Annotated in this window: 16 protein-coding genes and 1 tRNA gene; 8 read left to right on the forward strand and 9 right to left on the reverse strand. The window is 68.5% G+C overall.

The features are described from left to right. Positions 1-73: 73 nt before the first annotated feature. The 4 genes from OG219_RS20565 (at position 74) to OG219_RS20580 (ending at position 6,293) form a co-directional block, all read left to right on the forward strand. Positions 74-3,445 carry an AAA family ATPase gene (locus tag OG219_RS20565; RefSeq protein ID WP_266828531.1) on the forward strand — a complete coding sequence of 1,124 codons (3,372 nt, stop codon included), beginning with the start codon at positions 74-76 and terminating at the stop codon, positions 3,443-3,445. A gap of 822 nt (positions 3,446-4,267) precedes the next feature. Then, on the forward strand, positions 4,268-4,756 hold the full coding sequence (locus tag OG219_RS20570) for a hypothetical protein (RefSeq protein ID WP_266828533.1): 489 nt from the start codon (positions 4,268-4,270) through the stop codon (positions 4,754-4,756). Positions 4,757-5,284: 528 nt separating this feature from the next. Next, positions 5,285-5,443: a hypothetical protein gene (locus tag OG219_RS20575; RefSeq protein ID WP_266828535.1), complete on the forward strand. Its 159-nt coding sequence runs from the start codon at positions 5,285-5,287 to the stop codon at positions 5,441-5,443. A 337-nt stretch (positions 5,444-5,780) separates the two neighbouring features. After that, entirely contained in the window at positions 5,781-6,293 is a 513-nt protein-coding gene (locus OG219_RS20580) for a hypothetical protein (RefSeq protein WP_266828537.1), read from the forward strand. A 225-nt stretch (positions 6,294-6,518) separates the two neighbouring features. Here OG219_RS20580 and OG219_RS20585 read toward each other — a convergent pair whose 3' ends face one another. After that, on the reverse strand, positions 6,519-6,836 hold the full coding sequence (locus OG219_RS20585) for a helix-turn-helix transcriptional regulator (protein WP_266828538.1): 318 nt from the start codon (positions 6,834-6,836) through the stop codon (positions 6,519-6,521). Positions 6,837-6,929: 93 nt separating this feature from the next. Here OG219_RS20585 and OG219_RS20590 point away from each other — a divergent pair, with 93 nt between their 5' ends. Together OG219_RS20590 and OG219_RS20595 are read left to right on the forward strand one after the other, a co-directional pair. After that, a complete protein-coding gene (locus OG219_RS20590; protein ID WP_266828540.1) occupies positions 6,930-7,841 on the forward strand; it encodes a hypothetical protein in 912 nt (303 codons plus the stop codon). Next, a complete protein-coding gene (locus OG219_RS20595; RefSeq protein ID WP_266828542.1) occupies positions 7,838-9,598 on the forward strand; it encodes a hypothetical protein in 1,761 nt (586 codons plus the stop codon). Before OG219_RS20590 ends, OG219_RS20595 begins: the two co-directional genes overlap by 4 nt. Positions 9,599-9,853: 255 nt before the next feature. Here the strand turns inward: OG219_RS20595 and OG219_RS20600 are convergent. The 7 genes from OG219_RS20600 to galU all read right to left on the reverse strand — a co-directional run bounded on the left by OG219_RS20600 (position 9,854) and on the right by galU (position 15,569). Beyond that, a tRNA-Ala gene (locus OG219_RS20600) sits at positions 9,854-9,927 on the reverse strand. Positions 9,928-10,022: 95 nt separating this feature from the next. Next, complete coding sequence (glpR, locus tag OG219_RS20605; protein ID WP_266828544.1) at positions 10,023-11,351, reverse strand: gephyrin-like molybdotransferase receptor GlpR; 1,329 nt, start codon at positions 11,349-11,351, stop codon at positions 10,023-10,025. Positions 11,352-11,524: 173 nt separating this feature from the next. Continuing rightward, the gene (locus OG219_RS20610; RefSeq protein ID WP_266836165.1) at positions 11,525-12,259 is read right to left on the reverse strand and encodes a GNAT family N-acetyltransferase; all 735 of its coding nucleotides are present in this window, start codon (positions 12,257-12,259) and stop codon (positions 11,525-11,527) included. Further along, positions 12,256-12,768 (reverse strand): molybdenum cofactor biosynthesis protein B, encoded by a 513-nt coding sequence (locus OG219_RS20615; RefSeq protein ID WP_266828546.1) that lies wholly within the window; start codon positions 12,766-12,768, stop codon positions 12,256-12,258. The genes OG219_RS20610 and OG219_RS20615 overlap by 4 nt, the downstream gene beginning before the upstream one ends. Next, on the reverse strand, positions 12,765-13,277 hold the full coding sequence (moaC, locus tag OG219_RS20620; RefSeq protein WP_266828548.1) for a cyclic pyranopterin monophosphate synthase MoaC: 513 nt from the start codon (positions 13,275-13,277) through the stop codon (positions 12,765-12,767). Before moaC ends, OG219_RS20615 begins: the two co-directional genes overlap by 4 nt. Before the next feature lie 61 nt (positions 13,278-13,338). Further along, positions 13,339-14,661: a gephyrin-like molybdotransferase Glp gene (glp, locus tag OG219_RS20625; RefSeq protein ID WP_266828550.1), complete on the reverse strand. Its 1,323-nt coding sequence runs from the start codon at positions 14,659-14,661 to the stop codon at positions 13,339-13,341. 5 nt (positions 14,662-14,666) lie between these two features. Further along, positions 14,667-15,569, reverse strand: a complete 903-nt coding sequence (gene galU / locus OG219_RS20630; RefSeq protein WP_266460212.1) for a UTP--glucose-1-phosphate uridylyltransferase GalU — start codon at positions 15,567-15,569, stop codon at positions 14,667-14,669. 93 nt (positions 15,570-15,662) lie between these two features. Between galU and OG219_RS20635 the strand changes: the two genes are divergently transcribed. After that, positions 15,663-16,277 carry a 5-formyltetrahydrofolate cyclo-ligase gene (locus tag OG219_RS20635; protein ID WP_266828552.1) on the forward strand — a complete coding sequence of 205 codons (615 nt, stop codon included), beginning with the start codon at positions 15,663-15,665 and terminating at the stop codon, positions 16,275-16,277. 78 nt (positions 16,278-16,355) lie between these two features. Here OG219_RS20635 and OG219_RS20640 read toward each other — a convergent pair whose 3' ends face one another. After that, positions 16,356-19,106, reverse strand: coding sequence for a penicillin acylase family protein (locus OG219_RS20640; RefSeq protein WP_266828554.1), 2,751 nt, complete (start codon positions 19,104-19,106; stop codon positions 16,356-16,358). Between the two features lie 248 nt (positions 19,107-19,354). On the opposite strand from OG219_RS20640, the gene OG219_RS20645 reads away from it, so the two are divergent. After that, complete coding sequence (locus OG219_RS20645) at positions 19,355-20,896, forward strand: potassium/proton antiporter (protein ID WP_266836166.1); 1,542 nt, start codon at positions 19,355-19,357, stop codon at positions 20,894-20,896. Positions 20,897-21,000 lie beyond the last annotated feature (104 nt).

The raw sequence follows: 21,000 nt of genomic DNA on the forward strand, positions 1-21,000 counted from the left end.
TAGTTATTCCGTCGGGGGACGGGCGTATGCCCGTCGCAGCGTCCTTCGGGTGCTGCGAGGGAGGGGAATACACATGGGCACCGTTACGCGCGACGAGACCATCGCCATCGAGCAGAAGGCGGTTGACCGCGCCTATGACTGCTACGCCGCGCGGCTGGCCGAAATGACCGAGGGGTCCGTCGTCTCGGCTTCGGCCAGCGGCAAGGACAGCATCGCCAACCGGGTCGAGGCCGAGGAGCGGGCCGCGGCATACGACGGACTCGGCAATGAATCGCTGGTCATCAGCCGCATCGACGTACAGGACGAGCACAAGCCCTGGTATGTGGGACGACGTGGCGTCAGCGACCCCGCGACCAGCGACCGTGTGGTCCTCCTGTGGACCAGCCCGCTGGCCAAGAAGTGGTTCGAGGCTCAGCCCGACGCCCCGGGCGAGGTGCTCCTGCGGCGGCAACTGCGCTGTGTACGGAATCTCGTCGAGGACTACTTCGACGAGATTGCCGCCACCGCCACCGCCACCGTTCCGCAGCCGCGGCCAGCGGTGGACGCCGAGCCCGCAGCGCCCGCCACCGTCACCCAGGCGGGCGGAACACCGCGCCCGCCCGTCCCCACACCTGCCGACATCACCCGTGTCCTGCCCCAGAAGCCGCTGCAGCCCGACGACTTCCTCCTGCGTGAACTCCAGCGCTCGCGCAGCGGCAGCATGCGGGACATCGTCGAGACCATCCGCCGCGACCAGATGGATCTGGTCACTGGATCACCCTCCGACATCCTCGTCGTGCAGGGCGGCCCAGGCACCGGCAAGTCCGCGGTCGGCCTGCACCGCGTGACGTGGCTGGTCAACAACAAGCACTTCAAGGCCCAGGACATTCTCGTCGTCGGCCCTCACCAGCGGTTCCTCGACTACGTCGGTCAGGTCCTGCCCACCCTCGGCACCCGCGACGTCAACGCCGTGCAGCTGACCCGGTTGTGGGACGGCGAGATCCTCGGTTCCGACTCCCCGCAGGCGCGGCTGGTGAAGTCCGACGAGCGTATGGCGGCCGTCCTGAGGCGACGGGTCGAGAACGAGTGCCGTCCCGAGGCCCTCGACACACTCACCACCGCCCCCTCCTACGAGGGCGACGAAGCAGCGTTCACCGTCACAGCAGGCAGCACGACCGTGCGCATCCCGCGCTCCGAACTCCTCGCACTCCTCGACGAGGCCCGCGGCGGCGACGGCGCCTACCGTGATCGGCGCGACCGCTTCCGCAGCCTGCTCGTCGACCGCCTTCTGCAGGAACTCATGGCCGTTGCCCCGCGCCGCCGCGGCGACGACACCATCCGCCGCGACCTGGAACGCAACCGCCGAGTCGAGCGCCTCATCGAACGCGTCTGGCCGTCACCGGGCGCCAGGGAAGCGCTCCGGAGCCTCTACGACTCGCCGGACCTCCTGCGCACGTGCGCCGACGGCATCCTCGCCGACGAGGAACAGGCCGCCCTGCACCGCCCCCGGGCGGCCACCGCCGCCGACGACCCCTGGACCCTCGACGACCGCGTCTGCCTCGAAGAACTCCGGTACCTCATCACCGGGGAAACCCCACGGCGCTACGGGCACATCGTCGTTGACGAGGCGCAGGACCTTACCCCCATGCAGGCCCGCTCCCTGCGCCGCCGCTGCGCGGTGAACGGCTCCATGACGGTCCTCGGCGACCTCGCCCAGGCCACCGGGCCCCACACGTACGTGGACTGGGACCGCCTCGGCACCCTCCTCTCCGACCACGGCGACTGGCGCGTCGCCCAGCTGAACACGAGCTACCGCGTACCCGCCGAGATCATGGAGTTCGTGGCGCCCCTGGCCCGTGCGGTCGCCCCGGCGCTGCCCTACCCGCAGGCTGTGCGCGAAGCCGGCGAGGACGCTGTACGAACCGTGTCGACGGAGCCGTGGAAGCTCCTCGACGACACCGTCGCCCAGACCACTCGCCTGGTGGGCACAAGCGACGGGCACACCCTGCGCTCGGTGGCCGTCATCGTCCCCGACGACTCAGGCTGGCTCGACGAGATCAGCCGCCACTTGGATCAGAGTGCCGACATCACCGGCCAGAGCCGTGAGGCGGTGTCCGTACTGGCCGCGGCCCAGGCCAAGGGCATGGAGTACGACCACGTCCTTGTCGTCGAACCCACCACCATCGCCGATCGCGGCCCGGCGGGCCTGCCTCAGCTCTACATCGCCCTCACCCGCAGCACGCAGAGCCTGACCGTGCTGCACACCTCCCCGCTCCCGGAGAGCCTCACGAACACCGATGACACCACCGAACCACCACCCACCGAAGCCGAAGCCAACACAGGACCGGGTGACGTCCCCGAGATCGGGGCCGACATCCGGGTCCGGGTCATCGGCCCTGAGCCCGGCGGCCGCTACAAGGTCAAGGCCCTATCTCCCGCCATCGACCGCACGCTGGTCCTGACCATCCGGCACGGCTCGGTTTCCCCGCGTCCGGGCGAGGACCTGGACTGCTGGGTGTTCGCCAACGAGACGAACCAGAGCGTGCTCACAGCCGACCAGCGGGGCCGCCAGCCCATCTCACTGAGGATGGCGGAACGCTATGTCGCGGCGCTCGGCGTTCTCGACGAACTGACCGGCGGTGACGGCGGCACTGTTTCGGAGGATGCCCGCGGCCGCCTCTCCGAGCTACAGGGCATGGCCAACCGCGTCCTCCGCCGCGACCAGGCGGACTGGGTGGACGTACGGCGCGTGCTCGGTTCCCCGGACAGGCACCGACTGAGCGTGCTGCGCGACCTCGCGGCAAGCACGAACCGTGCGCTCAAGGACGAGGGGCCGGACATGAGTCGTCTCCGGGAGAGCCTTGCGAGTTCAGGCTGGGCCCAGGCCCTGGCTGAAGCACGGGAAACGCTCAAGGCGCGCCTTGCCGCCGCGGCCGAACCGGACTTCGAGAACACCCCTGCCACCGCTGCCCATCAACCCGAGCAGAAGGAAACCGAACCCGTGACCGCCGTCGAAGAAGTCCCCGCCACACAGGCAGCGACCACGAAGGAGGGCTTCCTGCGCGCGCTGGAGACGTCGGCGGCTGCCGATCGCACATGCAGGAAGCACGAGGCAGTGCGCCACGCGCTGAAGTCGGCCCTGTTGTGGTCGGACCTGCAGCCGGCCGACTCCGCGGTCGTCGACGTCAGCTGCGTCACCAGCGAGGGCCTGTTCATCTACGAGGTCCTTGGGGCCGGCCGCTCCATGTATGAGGACCTCCGCTCCGGAGCGACCCGCCTCCTCGAGATCAACCACACGCTCCCCGTCCCGGCCACCGGCCTCTACCTGGTCCTGTGCGAACCGCCCGTAGAAGACTGGTCGGCCGACACCGTCCACAACGTCTTCGGCGTCCACGTCCTGTGGCGCACCCCGGACAGCTGGGGCGGCCTCGACAAGGAGACTGCATTGGGCCTCGTCCAGCAGTAACGCCGTCCGACATGCGCCCGCGCCACCAGTGGGCCCGGGCGCATGTCATCCAGCGCGGCACCAACACCGCAGCCGCCCCATGCCTCGCGCAACGCGAACCGCGGCCTCTTCGCGGGCGCCAGAACCCAGGTCGCTTGAGATTCGCCCCTGTAGCCCTTTCAGCCCACCCGGTTGGCTATTTGTCTAGCCATACGCCGATGCTGTTCTCATGGGTCTTCCCGGTCCTCGATTCCGCCGCATGGCCACTCTCGTCGTTATCGACGCCGACGAGCAGGTGGCTCTTTTCCACCATCCTGGCTACGCCTCCGGACACTGGGCCTTGCCGCAGGCCAATGTCAGGCTCTCGGAGTCCTACGCAGAAGCCGCTATCCGGGTGGCAGCACACTGGTTCATTGGCCGACCCCTGCGGTGGGGGTCAGTGGTCGGACGGCGCTGGGCCCCTCCTCCTGATGATCCATCACTCGTACGAGTGGAAGAGCGCGTCTTCCTCGCTCGCGCCGGGTCTTCCCCATACTCAAGCTCGGTCACTGTGGACCATCCCGGCCCAACCACCGTCTGGACGCCGCGCGCGACCCTGGACCATGTCCTGCAGGAAGCACATGTCGACAGCACCACTGATCTTGTCCACGGCTACCTCAACGGGTGGCTGCCAGACGGTCCGATCACCCTTCGCTGAGACCAGCCATGGGCTGTTACGCATCTGGTTCGCGCCTCTTCCGGCCGATGACTCCGCTGAGTACGCCTGCCCGACGGCCTCCCACCCGCGACTGAACCCCTCGCTGGAGGGCACGCCGGATCATTCCCTCAGGAATAGGAACGGATATGTCCCTCCACGCCATCGAGATCACGTTGGTCCGCCCAGCAGTAAAGAAGGAGCTCAAAGCCGCTCGCCGCGAAAGCCGGCTGCCGCTCGCGGCTTCCGCGGACCAGGTCCGGCTATTGACCGTGATCTGCGCGGCAAACCGGCAGGCCGCACTGCGCGGTGTCTGGGCGGCCCTGGAGAACCTGCTGCCTATCGATGCTTTGTGGACCGCGTACGCGGACAAGGACGGCATGCATTTGCTCAGCGTGCAGGTGAGCGAAGAGGTTCAGGCAAGGGTGCAGGATGCTGCCGCGGTCGCCGGGCAGGATCCGGACGAGTACGTGAAGCAGTCGCTGCTGGATGCCGTCGCCCGCGATCAGGCTGACACAGATGCTCGCCTGGACGCAGTATTGGATCGACTGGTGGCCGAGTTCACCCCCGAACAGATCACGGCCGCCGCTGCACGAAGAATCGCTCCGCAAGCGGGAGTTGCCACGGCTCGCGGGTAGGCGCCGTTAGCGTCGACGGCCGCTGGCGCTGTGCTGGCCCCCTGGACGACGCTCACCTGATGTCAGCCGTTGACGTTCCTGAACGGCTCATTCCTGACACGCGGCTCCCCTGGGCGGGGCCCGACTTCGCCCATCACTCCGCCCCCGCGCCCTGCCCGGGCGGGGCCGTCCCCGGGGTGTTGAACGTCAGCCCGGAGAAGCTCTGCCCCTGAAACACCGGGCCCTGCTGCACACCCCCGCTGATGCTGTTGTGCACGGAGACCGTCGACTCTCTCCCCGGCCCCGCAGCCAACCCTGAGAGGATCAACCGCAGTTCTTCCGCTGCCTCGGGATCATCCTGCAGGGCTCGCCGTAACCGGGTGCGGCACCCAGCCTTGATGTTTGCTGCGGCCAGTTCGTCGCCGGACTCACGAGGCGCAATCAACTCCTGTCGAGACAGGCTCAGTTCCCCCTCGGCCGAGCCGCCGTCACCACTCCTGGAGAAGAACCGAGCGACCCGGTCCCGCGCCTACGTCGACACCCGGTGAGATGATCGCCGCCGGCCTCCAGTTGTCTGCGCAGACTTCCGATCTCCGCGACGAGGCGGGGGGCGGCTTCGCGGGCATCGAGGTAGGGCTGGTCCACCACCGCAAGCGTGGCTCGCTGACTGCGGGCGCGCTGCGCGGCATCCACGCAAGCTGGCCTTGACCCCGGTTGCCCACAACGCGCCTCCAACCAGAACCCTGCCCGCCGGACGGGCCAATCACCCTCTGTTGAAAGCCACTTACGACAACAGGGTGAGCGAACCATCCGCCGCACGGCAACTTCCAGTCTGCCCACGCAAACCTCGTCGTCACCACGGCGGGCCAGGTCTGCAAGCTCTTCGGATGCGACTCGTTGGGGAAGTACCTCTTGCGCAGGGCCAAATCCTGCAAGGCCCCGCGCAAGGCCATGCGCTGGCTCTAGAGTGAGGGTTGCTTGCAAGGTGCGGAAAAGCTTGCGCGCAACTGGCCTAGCAGAGCAGCTTCTGATGTGGAGTTAGTCCATGAGTGAGATGCTCTTTCAGCGTCTCGACGCGGAGGAGCACGCCGCTCGGGAGCTGGCCAGCCGACTGCGCGCGGAGATCGCCGAGGTGGAGGAGCGGTTGGCCGCACTGGCAATCACGCGGCGTACTGCAGCCCAGCTCCTCGAAGAGGTACCCCCGGAGCACGCTACTGAGAGCGGGCGTCCCCCCGAGAATGGCAGCGGGACTTCTCCGCGACCCTCCATGGATAACGCTTCAGAAACCAACAGGCTGCATGAAGAGTCGGACCTCGGCAAGCAGCAGGCTTCGATGCCCTCTGGCTCACTTACGGAGCTGAACCGGAAGATCGTCACACTGGTGGCCTCGGCAGATCGACCAATGAGCCCCAAGGACGTCGTCATCCCTCTGGTCGACAAGGGTGCACCTCGAACAGAAATGGAACGGATGCGCCACCGGCTTAACCGCCTGGTGACCAAGGGATACCTGCAGCAGGTTGGACCAGGCCTGTACGTCGGCACGGAGGTGAAGCAATAGGAAGCGCCGCTTAGCAACACGTCCACCGTCGTGAAGGATCAGCACGGCGTGGACGAGGGTGAATTGGTGGTGCCGCCAAGGGATCAGTCTCGGCGGCACCGAGCATGTGAGTCCGGTTAGGGGCTTCTGCATGCCGTTTTTGAGGGTAGCCCACCGCTGGGCTACCTGTGGCGTGCTGAGCCCAATCCATCCTGCCTGCGCAGATACCGTGCGGGTTCCGGAGGTTCAGCAATGCATCGATCCCGGATCATTGGTGCCCGGGTAGAGACCAACACCGAGCCCGTCCTCCAGACGGCTCAGCGTCGCCACATCCGGCCAGCTACTGCCGGCGAGAAGATTCGCGACGGCCTGGCGGTTGACGCCGCTGAGAGTTGCTACGCGCCGCAGCCCCAGTCCCTGGATGGTCATCTGCCTGGTCAGAGCCTGTGCGACGGCCTGCACCACCCTGGCCTGGGGGTGGTCAACGAACGTCGCCTCGGGCCAGTTCTCCGGGTCCCGAGCCAGCTCCCGCGGCGGCACACTGCGGCCTCGCCCTCCGGTCATGCGCATGCGCTCCTGACTGTCGAAGTGCACACTCACGAAACAAGTGGCCATTTGTGTAGCCACTACTCGTGGTGTGTTCCTTTGGAGACGGACATGAGCGGCGCGATCCTCGGCTACCAGCCGTCGGAGGAACCATCGGAATGGCCCTTGGTCGCCGATGGGGTTCGCATGGTGGCGGCCGCGACCTGCGATTCCGTCCCGTACCCGGTGCCGAAGCTGATGCTCGCGCTCTCCGGACTCGCTGTGTACGCCGAGCGCGTCGGCATTGCCCGCGACCCGCTGGCCTGGCTGGCACCAGAGGTGATGACGCGTTACCTGCTCGCGCGGACGAAACTCGAAGGCAGTTCCATCCAGACGTACCGGAGCATCCTGCTGCGTATCCGTGAGGCGCTGCTGTGGCTGGAGTACGGGCAGCAACCCACACCTCGGATGAGCGCCAAGCGGCAGCGCGCCGCCCCCTATACCCCGCCGGAACTCGCCCGCTACCTGATGTGGGCCCGCGGCCTGCCCTCTACATCCGCCCTCGGCGGCAGTGCCCTGGCTCTGCTGGCCCTCGGTGCCGGCTGCGGGCTGGCACACCGAGAAGTGCTGGCTACCCGTGGCACCGACATCACCGTACTGCCGTCCGAGGCGGTGGTCGTAGCAGTGCCAGGCAGCGAGCGGCTGGTGGTCTGCCGGGCGATGTGGGAGGAAGACCTCGCTGCGCGGGCTCGCACTGTCGGCGACGGGTACCTGTTCCTGCCCCAACGCCAGGTCACCGACCCGAAGAACGGTGTGTCCAACTGGGCGAAGCGGACACTTAAGGGCGCTTCCGGACTTCCCGATCTGAAGTTGGCCCGGCTGCGCAGCACCTGGATTGTCGAGCTGCTGCGCCAGCGCGCCCCGGAGGATGTCATCGCTGCGGCGGCGGGCATGAAATCGACGGCCGCGCTGGCCCCCTACCGCGCGTCGGTCCCCCCACTCACCACCGCGGCCGCCACCCGCATGCTGCGTGGCTCCGCATGAGAACTCCCGCCGACGACCCCCGCTATCAACCCGGCAATGGCCGTCCCCGCCGCCCCTACCCGCGTTCACACGAGCCGTCCGAAATGTCTGACAGCAAGGTTAAGAAGCTTCGTCGTACTCTCGAACAGAGCGGCGTCGTGGACATGGTCGAGGCACAGTTTGCAGGACTGCCGGGCCCGCCCGGCTACCCCATCCGTCTCGTTCTGCTCGGCCTGGTCTGCGCAAGCTACGAGAGAACCAGCAGTAATCTCGACGACGCCTTCGAGGTCATTACGTTCGGCACCAGTGAGCGGCTGCGCGTCGAACTCTCCATCCCCACCTGCGACATCGAGGATCAGGACGCGGTCAACGCGTTGTACAACCGCTTCCACCGTGCATGGACACGCATGAACCGTCTGCTGGACGCGGCGCCGCACCAGCGCCGCAGCCGGCTCCCCAGAGCCGCAGGACGGAAAGTAGCTGCCCGCTGGAACGGCGATCGCGGACAGCCGGCCCTCCGCCATCTGGAAGAGCTTGCCAACCGGCTGGTCACCGCCCCGGTGCGCACCGCCTTCGCCAAAGGCCTGATGCGCCACTGGCGTGGCGACACAGCGATTGACACCACCTGCGTGCCGACTTGGGCCCGGCCCCACACCCGCAAGCGGTCCGCGCTGGAGGCGAGCGCCAACTGGCATTACAAGGGCGGCGGTGACCGGGAGTTCGGCTACAGCGCCACACTCGCCATCGCGGCCCATGCCGACCCGGACCGAGCTGGCCGCTACCCCCAGCTCATCCTCGGCATGGTGCTGCACACGCCTGAGAAGGACATGGGTCGCCATGCTCAGTACGTCAGCGCTGTCCTGGCCCAACTCACCGAGCTCCGCGGCTTCACGGCGGCCGACCGTGCGTACACAAAGCTCCTTCCCGAGAACTTCCACCGGCCGATGCGCGTCCTCGGCTACATGCCCGTGCTCGACTTCACCAAGACCCAGGTCGCCGATGGGGCGGAGGGCCACCACCAAGGCGCCATCGCCAAAGTAGGTCGGCTGTTCTGTCCCCTCACCCCGCGCCGCCTGCTCGACCTCTACGGGCAGATTCGCAGCGCCAAGAACGAGCGTGAGCGCATACCGCTGCGAGAGCGGTTGCAGGAGATCGAGCCGTACACGCTCACTCGCAAGGACACCCTCGACTACCGCGGCACCGAGCGGTTCGCCTGCCCCATCACCAAGCTCAATTGCCCTTGGGCACAAGAGCGTGAGGGCAACGGCACACCGAAGAAGAAGGGGCCCGTACCGGTCGTCATCAATCTTGACGCCCATAGGGAGCGCGCTGCGCACCCCGCCAACCGGCCCACCGTCGCACCCCCCGACCTTCCCATCGACGAACGCCCTAAGTGCTGTCGCCAGTCCTCTGTCACGGTGCAGGCACACGTCATGCCCCGTACGCGACAGGAACTGCCCTGGCAGACACCTTCCTGGGCCTTGGCTTACCAGACACTGCGCGCGCACATCGAGGGCGGCAACGGGCGACTGAAATCTGTCGACTCCACCTTGCATGCCCGTGAGAGACGTCAGCCGCGAGGCCGCGTCGCGCAGACTCTCCTGTCCGCCATCACCGTCATGGTGCACAACATCAAGGAACTTGAGCAGTACCTGGTCGCCAGCAAGATGAGTCCCGTCACCGGCCTCGACCTCGAGCCGAGCGATGTCCTCCCGCCCTACCCGAGGGCTGAGGAGCCAATCACGCCCCACCCCCGGGTGTTGAGCCGCAGCCCCTGACCGGGCAGACACCCCGCAATTGAAGATCGACACGTCGCGAGACTGCAGGAGTCTGACTCCACGCCTGCGGTCCCTGCGGCATGCCCGCATCTCTATCCCCGGTCCGTTCCGACGCGGGTCGCCGCGTTTCCCGGCGGCCCGGCAGGCCGACTTTCACACAACTAGAGGCCCAAACGACGAGATCCCGATCCGACGGTGACCGTCGGATCGGGATCTCGTGAACAGTTCGCAGGCGAACCCACGAACGGCCCAGTGTGGACCTGTGGGGATTTGAACCCCAGACCCCCTCGATGCGAACGAGGTGCGCTACCAGACTGCGCCACAGGCCCTTGCAACGAGTGAAACTCTAGCATCCCCATCAGGGTGCCCGGAAATCCGTTCCTGGCTGGTCAGCCAGTGGCCCCGAGTGCCCGTCACGGCACCGTCACTCGTTGGCCGCGCGCGGCCGGTCCCCGTCCTCGTACTGGTCGAACAACGGGGTGCGGCCACGCTCGCGAGCGCGCCGGGCGGACGCCGCGCGACGGGCGTCGCTGCGACCGTCGCCGTCGGCGCAGTCCGCGGCGTCGGCATCCGCGTCGTCCTCGCACTGCTCCTCGGCGACGCGCTCCGCCTCCGACACGCTCGGTTCGACGGTGCTGGACCGCGCGGAACTCCACGCGTCCGGCGCCCCCAGGTCGACGCTGGACGTGGCCCGGGGCGCGACCGGCGCGGTCACGTACGTCGGCAGCGGAACCGGCACCGGATCCCAGCTGTCACCGCGGCCGGGGCCCCGCTGGCGCTCGCGCTGCTGGTCGACCCACTCCGCGTGGTCGGTCTGCTCGACGAGCGCGCGGCGGTCGGCCGCGAGCGCGGAGAGACCGGGGTCGGTCACCGGCTCCGGTCCCTCGTCCGGCTCGTCGGCCCCGGGGTCGACGGCCGGCCGCCGTCGCGGCTGCCGTTCCCGCAGTCGCTGCGCCGCGGCCTCGGCCCGGCGCCTGTCCATCGTGTAGGTGAAGCGGCGCCGCTCGTGGGTGCGCAGATACACGATGTACCCGCTCAGCATCACGGCCGGTACGCCGGGCGCCCACAGGAACGCGAGCCCCCCGACGGCCGCCACGATCGCGCCGAGCGTGAAGGCGATGAAGAGCATCACCGTCGTACGCCGCCGGCGCGCGAGCACCTTCGAGCGCCGGGCGCGCGCCGCGGCCTCCGCCGAGGAGGCACGCCGCGCTGCAGGCGTCTGCCGGGACGCGGGCTTGGACTCGGGCTCGGACTTGGGCCTGGCCGACTGCTTCGGTACGGGTCTGGGGGCGGCCTGCGCCGTGCGCGCCGGAGCGTGCGCCGGTGCCCCGTGCTGGGCGTCCGCTCTGCCCGCACCCTGCGGCGCCGAATCCGACTTCGGCTGCGCCGGGGGCTGCTCCTGAACCCGCGCCCGCACCTGCGGTCGGGACCGGGCCTGCGCGTGCGCCTGCGGCCGCTGCTGGGCCGGCGCTTGCGACTGGGCCGGAGGCATGGCGAAGGCCCGGACGTCCACCGAGTCGGTGACGCCGTCCGGATCGGCGCTGGGCTCCCCCTCTTCGGTGGAGCGCGCCCGCAGGTCCTTGGCGTATCGGCGCTCCATGCCCGCCCGTCCGGACAGCAGCCGGATGGCGGTGCTGAAGCGTTCCGTCGGACGGGCTTCGTTCAGCTCGTCCTGCCTACGGAGCCACATCGGCACCAAGTAGGCGGCCCAGGCCCCGACGATGACTGCGTAGATGAGGCCGCTGCTGCTCACGCCTCACACGGTAGAGGGGTTTGCGTGAGGCCATCTGCCAATTGCGCCGGTGTGTCGCACGATCTGGCTGATATTTCGAGCTTTTTTTGTGACCGATGCGATCAACAGGCCACCGGGACCGCGAATTTAATGCCCGGAGACGATCGCCGAGCGATCAATTTCGAACACCCATTTCATTTACTCGCGTTGCCCGGCTTACTCGGGTTCTGCGCGCCCGTCTGCCCGGGTCGCACCTGTTCGTGCCCTACTTGACCCGACCTGGTCTGGTCCAATCGCGCCTGTTCGGAGCGCGCCCGCTCCGCGCGCGCCCGCTGCCAGCGCCCGAGCAACCCCTCCGGTACCTCTTCGGCGGTGAGTGCGAAGACAAGATGGTCGCGCCAGGCTCCGTCGATGTGAAGATAACGTGGACGAAGTCCTTCCTCGCGGAATCCGAGTTTCTCCACGACCCTGCGACTGGGCCCGTTCTCGGGGCGAATACAGACTTCGATGCGGTGCAGTCCGACGGACCGGAAGCAGTGGTCGGTCACGAGCGCCACGGCCGTCGGCATCACTCCGCGGCCCGCCACCGACTGGTCCACCCAGTAGCCGATGTGCCCGGAGCACATCGAGCCCCAGGTGATCCCGGCGACGGTCAGCTGCCCGACGAGCCGCCCCTGGTACTCGATGACGAAGGGCAGCATGCGGCCCGCGTTGGCCTCGGCGCGCAGGTGCCGGACCATCTGGCGGTAGGTCGGCCGGTGCGCGATCGGGCCGCTGGGCGTGGGCGGCGGAATGGTCGCTTCCCAGGGCCGCAGCCAGTCCCGGTTGCGCCGGTTGACCTCGCGCCAGACCCGCTGGTCGCGCACCTTTATCGGCCGGAGGACGACATCGCCGTCCACCAGCTCGACGGGCCAGGATGGGCTGTTCAGCTCACACCCCCGCTGTCGCTGGGTCTGGGGTGGTCGCCGCCGCGGATCTGGTCGACGGCGTGAGTCAGCAGAGGCTCCAGAACGGCCAGTCCGTCCTTCACCCCGCCGGAGGAGCCCGGCAGGTTGACGATCAGCGTGCGTCCCGCGACTCCGGCGAGCCCCCGGGACAAGGCCGCCGTCGGAACCTTCTCTCTTCCGAACGCCCTGATGGCCTCGGGAATGCCCGGGATCTCGTGGTCGAGAACCTTGAGCGTGGCTTCCGGGGTGCGGTCGGTGGGTGAGATGCCGGTGCCGCCGGTGGTGAGGATGACGTCGTAGCCGGCCTCGACACCATCGCGCAGCGCGGCCTCGACGGGGTCCCCGTCCGGGACGACCCGCGGACCGTCGACGGCGAAGCCGTACGAGGCCAGCCCCGCGGCGATCAGGGGTCCGCCCTTGTCCTCGTAGACCCCCGCGGCGGCCCGGTTGGAGGCGGTGACCACAAGAGCACGGTACGACGGTGCCGTCATGCCCGACTCCAGTGGCCCGACTTTCCGCCCGTCTTCTCCTCCACGCGTACGTCCGTGATGACCGCTCCCTTGTCGACCGCCTTGACCATGTCGATCACGGTGAGGGCCGCCACGCTGACCGCGGTGAGGGCCTCCATCTCGACGCCCGTACGGTCCGTGGTCTTCACGGTGGCGAGGATCTCGACGGCGTCGTCCGTGACCGACAGATCAAGCTTGACACCCGACACCGACAAGGGGTGGCACAGCGGGATCAGGTCCGGCGTGCGCTTGGCGCCCATGATGCCCGCGATGCGCGCGGTCGCGAGGGCGTCGCCCTTGGGGACGCCCTCGCCGCGCAGCAGCTCGATCACACGCGGTGAGACCAGGACGCGTCCGCTGGCACGGGCGGTGCGCGCGGTCACGTCCTTGCCGGACACGTCGACCATGCGGGCGGCGCCCGCCTCGTCGATGTGCGTCAGCCGGTTCTGTACATGGGGTCCGGGGGTCTCCCCCCGGGCTGGAACTGTCATGTGCTGCGGCGCTCCCGGTCGGGCCTGTTGTGCGCGACACGGTACCGCCAACTCGGGGCGATCAGCCGAGCAGGACCACGTCGACCTCGGTGCCGGGCTCGATCGAGGTGTTGTTCTCGGGGACGACGATGAGGGCGTCGGCGTGTGCGAGGGCCGCGACCAGGTGGGATCCGGCGCCGCCGACGGGCGTCACCCGGCCGTCCGCATACTTCCCCCGCAGGAACTGCCGGCGTCCGGCGGGCGAGGTCAGTGCCTTGTCGGTCGCGAGCAGGGCCCGGACGGTCGGGCGGTGGACGTCCTCCAGGCCCATCAGCGTGCGGATCGCGGGGCGTACGAAGAGCTCGAAGGAGACGTACGACGAGACGGGGTTGCCCGGGAGGGCGAGCAGCGGGGTGTGGTCGGGGCCGATGGTGCCGAAGCCCTGGGGTTTGCCGGGCTGCATGGCGAGCTTGCGGAACTCGATGCCGCTGCCCTCCTCGTCCTCGTCGCCGACGGAGGAGAGGGCTTCCTTGACGACGTCGTACGCGCCGACGCTGACCCCGCCCGTGGTGACCAGCAGGTCCGCTCGGATGAGCTGGTCCTCGATGGTGGCGCGGAGGGTCTCGGCGTCGTCGGCGACCGCGCCCACCCGGTAGGCGATGGCTCCGGCGTCGCGGGCGGCGGCGCAGAGGGCGAAGCTGTTGGAGTCGTAGATCTGGCCGGGGCCCAACTCCTCGTCGGGCTGGACGAGTTCGCTGCCGGTGGACATGACGACCACGCGCGGGCGCGGGCGTACGCGTACGGTGCCGCGGCCGATCGCGGCGAGCAGGCCGATCTGCGGCGGGCCGAGGACCGTGCCCGCTTCGAGAGCGCGGTCGCCTGCCCTCACGTCGCTGCCCTTCGCGCGTACATGCGCGCGTGCCTGGGCCGGGCGGTGGACCTGCACCTGTCCGAAGGCGCCCTCGGGGGCCGCGCTGTGGGCGCGCATCCCCGAGACCGGGCCCTCGCCCAGGCCGCCGTCGGTCCACTCCACGGGGACGACGGCCTCGGCGCCGGGAGGCATCGGGGCGCCCGTCATGATGCGGGCGGCCTGGCCGGGGCCCACGTGGAGCAGCTCCGCCTGGCCCGCCGCGACATCTCCGACGACCGTCAGAGCGGCCGGGAACTCCTCGCTCGCGCCCGCGACATCCGCGACCCGTACCGCGTACCCGTCCATCGAGCTGTTGTGGAACGGCGGCAGGGAGACCGGCACCGTCACGTCCTCGACCAGGACGCAGCCCTGGGCGTCGAGGAGCTGCAGCTCGATGGGGTCGAGGGGGCGAACGGTCGCGAGGATGTCCTCCAGGTGCTCGGTCACCGACCAGAGGTGGTCCTGGCCGGTGACGCGGGTCGCGGCGGTGCTCAAAATCGCTACATCTCCTCGGCTACGTAACTGCGAAGCCAGGTCCGGAAGTCCGGGCCCAGGTCTTCACGTTCGCATGCGAGTCGGACAATGGCACGCAGGTAGTCGCCGCGGTCCCCGGTGTCATAGCGGCGGCCCCGGAAGACGACGCCGTGCACGGGGCCGCCGACCTTCTCGTCGGTGGCGAGCTGCTGGAGGGCGTCGGTGAGCTGGATCTCGCCGCCGCGGCCCGGCTCGGTCTTGCGCAGTATGTCGAAGACGTGCGGGTCCAGGACGTATCGCCCGATGATGGCGTAGTTACTGGGGGCGTCCGCCGGGTCCGGCTTCTCGACCAGACCGGTCACCTTCACCAGGTCGCTCTCGTCGGTGGACTCGACGGCGGCACACCCGTAGAGGTGGATCTGCTCGGGTGCGACCTCCATGAGCGCGATGACGCTGCCGCCGTGCTGCTCCTGGACCTCGACCATGCGTGAGAGCAGGGGGTCGCGCGGGTCGATCAGGTCGTCTCCGAGGAGCACCGCGAAAGGCTCGTGGCCGACGTGCGGGGCCGCGCACAGGACGGCGTGGCCAAGGCCCTTGGGGTCGCCCTGGCGCACGTAGTGCATGGTGGCGAGGTCGCTGGACTCCTGGACCCTGGCGAGCCGGTCGGCGTCGCCCTTCTTCTGGAGGGCCGATTCGAGCTCGTAGTTGCGGTCGAAGTGGTCCTCGAGGGGGCGCTTGTTGCGGCCTGTGATCATCAGGACGTCGTCAAGACCCGCAGCCGCGGCCTCTTCGACCACGTACTGGATCGCCGGCTTGTCGACGACCGGCAGCATCTCCTTGGGAGTGGCTTTGGTTGCCGGCAGGAACCGGGTACCGAGACCTGCTGCGGGGATGACAGCCTTGCTGATCCTGGGGTGTGACTCAGTCATGCCCGCAACCATATCCGGTGGCTATGTGCGGAATCTGTAGCTCCGGTTAATTCACTCTCATATGAGCGTATTAGGAAGTTACAGGAGCGACCTGTGAGTCACGTTGGGTCCGAGTCAGAGCCTGACAAGAGAAAGTTGCGGCGAGAATTCCTCACGGTGAGAAACGGGTTGACAGCCGATGACGTGCGGGAGACGACCGCGGCTCTCGCCGCCCGCGCCCTGGAACTGCCCGAGCTGGCGCACGCGCGCACGGTGGCGGCGTACGTCTCGGTGGGGAGTGAGCCCGGCACCCTCGCACTCCTGGACGCGCTCCGTGCGCGGGGCGTGCGCGTCCTGCTTCCGGTCCTGCTGGCGGACAACGACCTGGACTGGGGGACGTATGCCGGAGTGAGCTCCCTCGCGCGCGTCCAACACGGCGGAAAGATGGCCCTCTTGGAGCCGGCGGGCGAGCGGCTGGGGAGCGCGGCCGTCCAGGAGGCCGATGCCGTCCTGCTGCCCGGTCTCGCCGTCGACGCGCGCGGAATGCGTCTGGGGCGCGGCGGGGGCTCGTACGACCGCGTACTGGCCCGTCTGGAGCGCGCGGGTGCCGATCCCGCGCTGGTGGTGCTGCTGTACGACTCCGAGGTCGTCGAGCGGGTCCCCGAGGAGGCGCACGACCGGCCCGTCCACGCGGTGGTGACCCCGTCGGGCGTGCGGCGCTTCCGCTGAGGTCTTCCACCGGCGCCTCCGGCGACGCGAAAGGGCCCTCCACGCGCGCGTGGAGGGCCCTTTCGACAGGTCAGCGCATCACGGTTTCAGGACCAGGGTGTCGCTCGTCCCCTTGTCGACCGCGTCCTTGGAGAAGGACCAGTCCAGCAGTTGTCCCTCGGCCCAGATCTCCGTCTGGTCGGTGTAGTGGGCGCTGTAGGCGTGCCCGGAGGCGCCGGTGAGGTTGATCCACTTGGACTTGTCGAGGTCCCCGAGGTTGACCACCATCCGCATGGACGGCACCCAGACCACTCCGTAGCCGCCCGCCGCGTTCCAGCCGGTCGCATTGACCGTCGCCTCGCCGCCGCTGAGCTTCCAGGGGCCGCGGTTGAGCATGTACTGCACGTAGGCGGGGCCTTCGGTACCCAGGGTCTGGTTCTTCAGGAACAGACGGTGCAGCCGGCCCCAGTTCCAGGTGTCGATGTCCTTGCCGAGCTTGGCGGTCAGCTCCCAGCGGGCGTCCTTCATGGCCCGCCCGAACAGCTCGTCACGGGTGTCCGTGGCCTTGTCCAGGCGCGTCTTGGGCGCCTTCCACCAGTCGTTGTCCTCGTCGTCGATGATGTTGCGGACCACCTCGAACCAGCGGTCGCCGCCGTCCGGCTGCGCCTGGTCCGCGGCGCGCTGGCCGCACTCACGGACCGTCTGGTCCTCGTCGGCGGGACCGGTGGTGTCGACCGGGGCCACGTTCAGGCACTGGCCCTCGACCCGCAGCTCCTTGGGCAGCTTGTTACCGAAAGCGAGCTTGAGGATGTTGCGCCAGACCGAGTTGAAGTAGGCGGCGGCCGCGGAGTCGGCGTCCTGGGTGTAGTCCCAGCCCTCCAGGAGCTTCTGCGCCTCGCGGACGTCAGGGTCGGCTACGTCGATCTTGAGCAGTTTGGGCACCAGGAGCTTGGCGATCTCGCTGCTGTTGTCGAGCTGCATCTGGCGCATGTCCTCGGTCGAGATCTTGCCGCCGTCCTTGATCTTCGACTCGATCAGGTCGGAGATCCGCTGGCTGCGCGTTCCGTAGCCCCAGTCCGTGGTGAGCGTGTAGGGGTACTTGTCCTCGTCGACGACGGCCTGGTTGGCGGTCACGATGTAGCCGCGGTCCGGGTTGTACTCGTAGGGCAGCTCGGCCTGCTTGATGTAGCCGGTCCAGTTGTACTCGGAGTCCCAGCCCGGCGCCGGGAGCGAGCCGTCGCCCTTGCCGCGCGTGGGGATCTTGCCGGGCAGCTGGTAGCCGATGTTGCCCGCGGTGTCGGCGTAGGTCAGGTTCTGCGAGGGGACGTCGAAGGACGCGGACGCGTTGCGGAACTCGGTCCAGTTGGAGGCCTTGTCCAACTCGAAGACGGCGTCCATGGAGTTGCCCGGTTCCAGCGCGGTCCAGCGCAGCGAGACGCCGTAGCCGTCGCCGCGGTCGGGTGCCGCGGAGTCGACGGTGGCCTTCTCGCCGACCTTGACGAGGTCGTCGTAGCGGTCGGACAGCAGTGGCCCGTTGTCGGTCTCCCGGACGACGATCGTCTTGGACTCGCCGCCCGCGACCTTGATGGTCTCCTTGCGCGTCGTGAAGGGCTTCACCTTGCCGTCGACCTGGTAACCGTCGCCGGTGAGCTTCTCCAGGTAGAGGTCGGTGACGTCGGCGCCGGAGTTGGTCATGCCCCAGGAGATGTCCTGGTTGTGGCCGATGATCACACCGGGCATGCCCGCGAAGGTGTAGCCGGAGACGTCGTACTGGCAGGTGGCGGAGACGGTGGTGCAGTGCAGGCCCATCTGGTACCAGACCGAGGGCAGCGAGGGCGACAGGTGCGGGTCGTTGGCCAGCAGTGGCTTGCCGGTGATGGTGTGGTCGCCGTCGACCACCCAGGAGTTGGAGCCGATGCCGTTGCCGTTCACTCCGACGGCCGTGGGCAGGTCGTCGAGGACGTCGTAGAGCCCCGAGAGCTGGCTCTCCAGGCCGGCGGGCGCCGTGGTGTTGCCCGCGAGCCCGGTGCCCGCCACCGAGCCCGTCGTGGCGGTGCTGTCGCCCTGCACCCACGACTGGGTGGCGTCGTCGTACTCGCCCTCCTGGACGATCGTCTGGTTCCGGCTGTACGGGTAATCGGGGTACAGGTCCGCGATCTGCTGCGGGCCGAGACGGCTGGTCATCAGGGAGCGGTCGATCTCGTCCTGCATGTTGCCGCGCAGGTCCCAGGCCATCGCCTTCAGCCAGGCCACCGAGTCGACCGGGGTCCACTCCTGGGGCTTGTAGTCGTTCCTGAAGCCGAGGGCCGCGTACTCCAGGGAGATGTCCTTGCCGTCCTTGCCCTTCAGGTAGGCGTTGACTCCCTTGGCGTATGCCTGGAGGTACTTCTTCGTGGAGGCCGACAGCTTGGTGTCGTACTCCTCCTGCGCGACCCGGTCCCAGCCCATCGTGCGCAGGAACTCGTCGTCCTCGACCTGCCCCGAGCCGAACATCTCGGACAGCCGGCCCGAGGTCATGTGACGGCGTACGTCCATCTCGTAGAACCGGTCCTGCGCCTGGACGAAGCCCTGCGCCATGAAGAGGTCCTCGTCGGACGAGGCGTAGATCTGCGGGATTCCGTAGCTGTCCCGCTTGACGTCCACGGGTCCTGACAGACCGTCGAGCGTGATCTCACCCGTGGTCTGCGGGAGGGAGGCACGCACCGTGCTGACGGTCCAGAACGCGCCGAAGGCGACGCCGCCGATGATGGCCAGAACCAGGACGATCAAGAACAGTCGGGCTTTGCGCCCCTTCTTCCTGCCGGACTTGCCGGGCTTTTGGCCGGAAGAGGCGGTGGTGTTGGGGGGCATCGCTGTCCTTGCTGTCCTAACGCGAGCGGCAGGCGGTCCTGGAGTGCTGGAGCAACCATAGGCGCAGGGCCCACCGCACCTTGACGCGGAGTCGGGTACCGAACGGACGAGCGTTCGATCTTGCCCGCAGGAACGTCAAGAAAGCGTCAAGAGTTAGGTAAGGTAACGAAGTACTTGCACGGAAGTGCTCGGCTTCCGGTGTTCTGATCCGAGGGTTCCGATCCGCGTGTGCCGATCTGAGCGTTCTGATCCGAGTGACCGGATTGACGAGGAAGGAACGGCCGCTGACTGTCCACCACCTCAACCAACTCCTGCTCGTGTGCTCGCTCGTTCTGCTCGTCGCGGTGGCAGCGGTTCGGATCTCTTCGCGCAGCGGGCTCCCCACCCTGCTCGTTTACCTGGGCATCGGCGTCGCGATGGGCCAGGACGGGATCGGCGACGTCCACTTCAACAATGCCGAGCTGACCCAGGTCATCGGGTACGCGGCCCTGGTCGTGATCCTGGCCGAGGGCGGCCTCGGCACGAAGTGGAAAGAGATCAAGCCGGCCCTTCCGGCCGCCACCTCGCTGGCACTGGCCGGTGTCGCGGTGAGCGTCGGAGTGACGGCCACAGCCGCTCACTATCTGATCGGGCTGGAGTGGCGGCAGGCGCTCATCATCGGGGCGGTGGTGTCCTCGACGGACGCGGCGGCGGTCTTCTCGGTCCTGCGGAAACTGCCCCTCCCCGCGCGCGTGACGGGCGTTCTGGAGGCCGAGTCGGGCTTCAACGACGCTCCTGTGGTCATCCTCGTCGTCGCGTTCTCCACAGCGGGCCCGGTGGAGCACTGGTACGCGCTGCTCGGCGAGATAGCTCTGGAGCTGGCCATCGGCGCGGCCATCGGCATCGCGGTGGGCTTCCTCGGCTCGTACGGGCTGCGGCATGTGGCACTGCCCGCCTCCGGCCTCTACCCCATCGCCGTGATGGCGATCGCGGTCGTGGCGTACGCCGCAGGCGCGCTGGCCCACGGCAGCGGCTTCCTCGCCGTGTACCTCGCGTCGATGCTGCTGGGCAACGCGAAGCTGCCGCACTGGCCCGCCACGCGCGGTTTCGCCGAAGGGCTCGGCTGGATCGCCCAGATCGGCATGTTCGTGCTGCTCGGCCTGCTGGTCACGCCGCACGAGATGGGCGACGACATCTGGCCCGCGCTCGTCATAGGCCTGGTCCTGACCATGGTGGCGCGGCCGCTCAGCGTCGTGCTGAGTCTGCTGCCGTTCCGCATACCGTGGCAGGAACAGACGCTGATGTCCTGGGCCGGGCTGCGCGGCGCCGTGCCCATCATCCTGGCGACCATCCCGATGGTGAGCGGCGTCGAGGAAAGCCGTCGCATCTTCAACATCGTCTTCGTACTGGTCGTCGTCTACACCCTCATCCAGGGCCCCACACTGCCCTGGCTGGCCCGCAAGCTGCGGCTCGGCGAGTCCGGGGAGGCCGCCGACCTCGGCATCGAATCAGCCCCCCTGGAGCGGCTGCGCGGCCATCTGCTGTCCGTCGCGATCCCGAAGGGTTCGCGCATGCACGGCGTCGAGGTGGGCGAGCTGCGCCTGCCGGCGGGCGCTGCCGTCACCCTCGTCGTACGCGACGGGAAGTCCTTCGTACCGCTGCCCACGACCGTGCTGCGGCGCGGCGACGAGCTCCTCGTGGTGGCCACCGATCCCGTCCGGGACGCGGCCGAGAGGCGGCTGCGCGCGGTGGGCCAGGGCGGCAAGCTGGCCGGCTGGCTGGGACCTGGGGGCGAAGGTGACGACCGTTGAGCGGGACGTCGGCTGGGGCATCGCCTAGAACGTCGGCTGGGACATCAAGGCGAACAGGGCCTTAAGCGTCCATATGCATTCGCAGGCGAACGCTGCCGTGGTGC

The sequence above is a fragment of the Streptomyces sp. NBC_00038 genome (assembly GCF_026343635.1).
Lineage (GTDB): Bacteria > Actinomycetota > Actinomycetes > Streptomycetales > Streptomycetaceae > Streptomyces.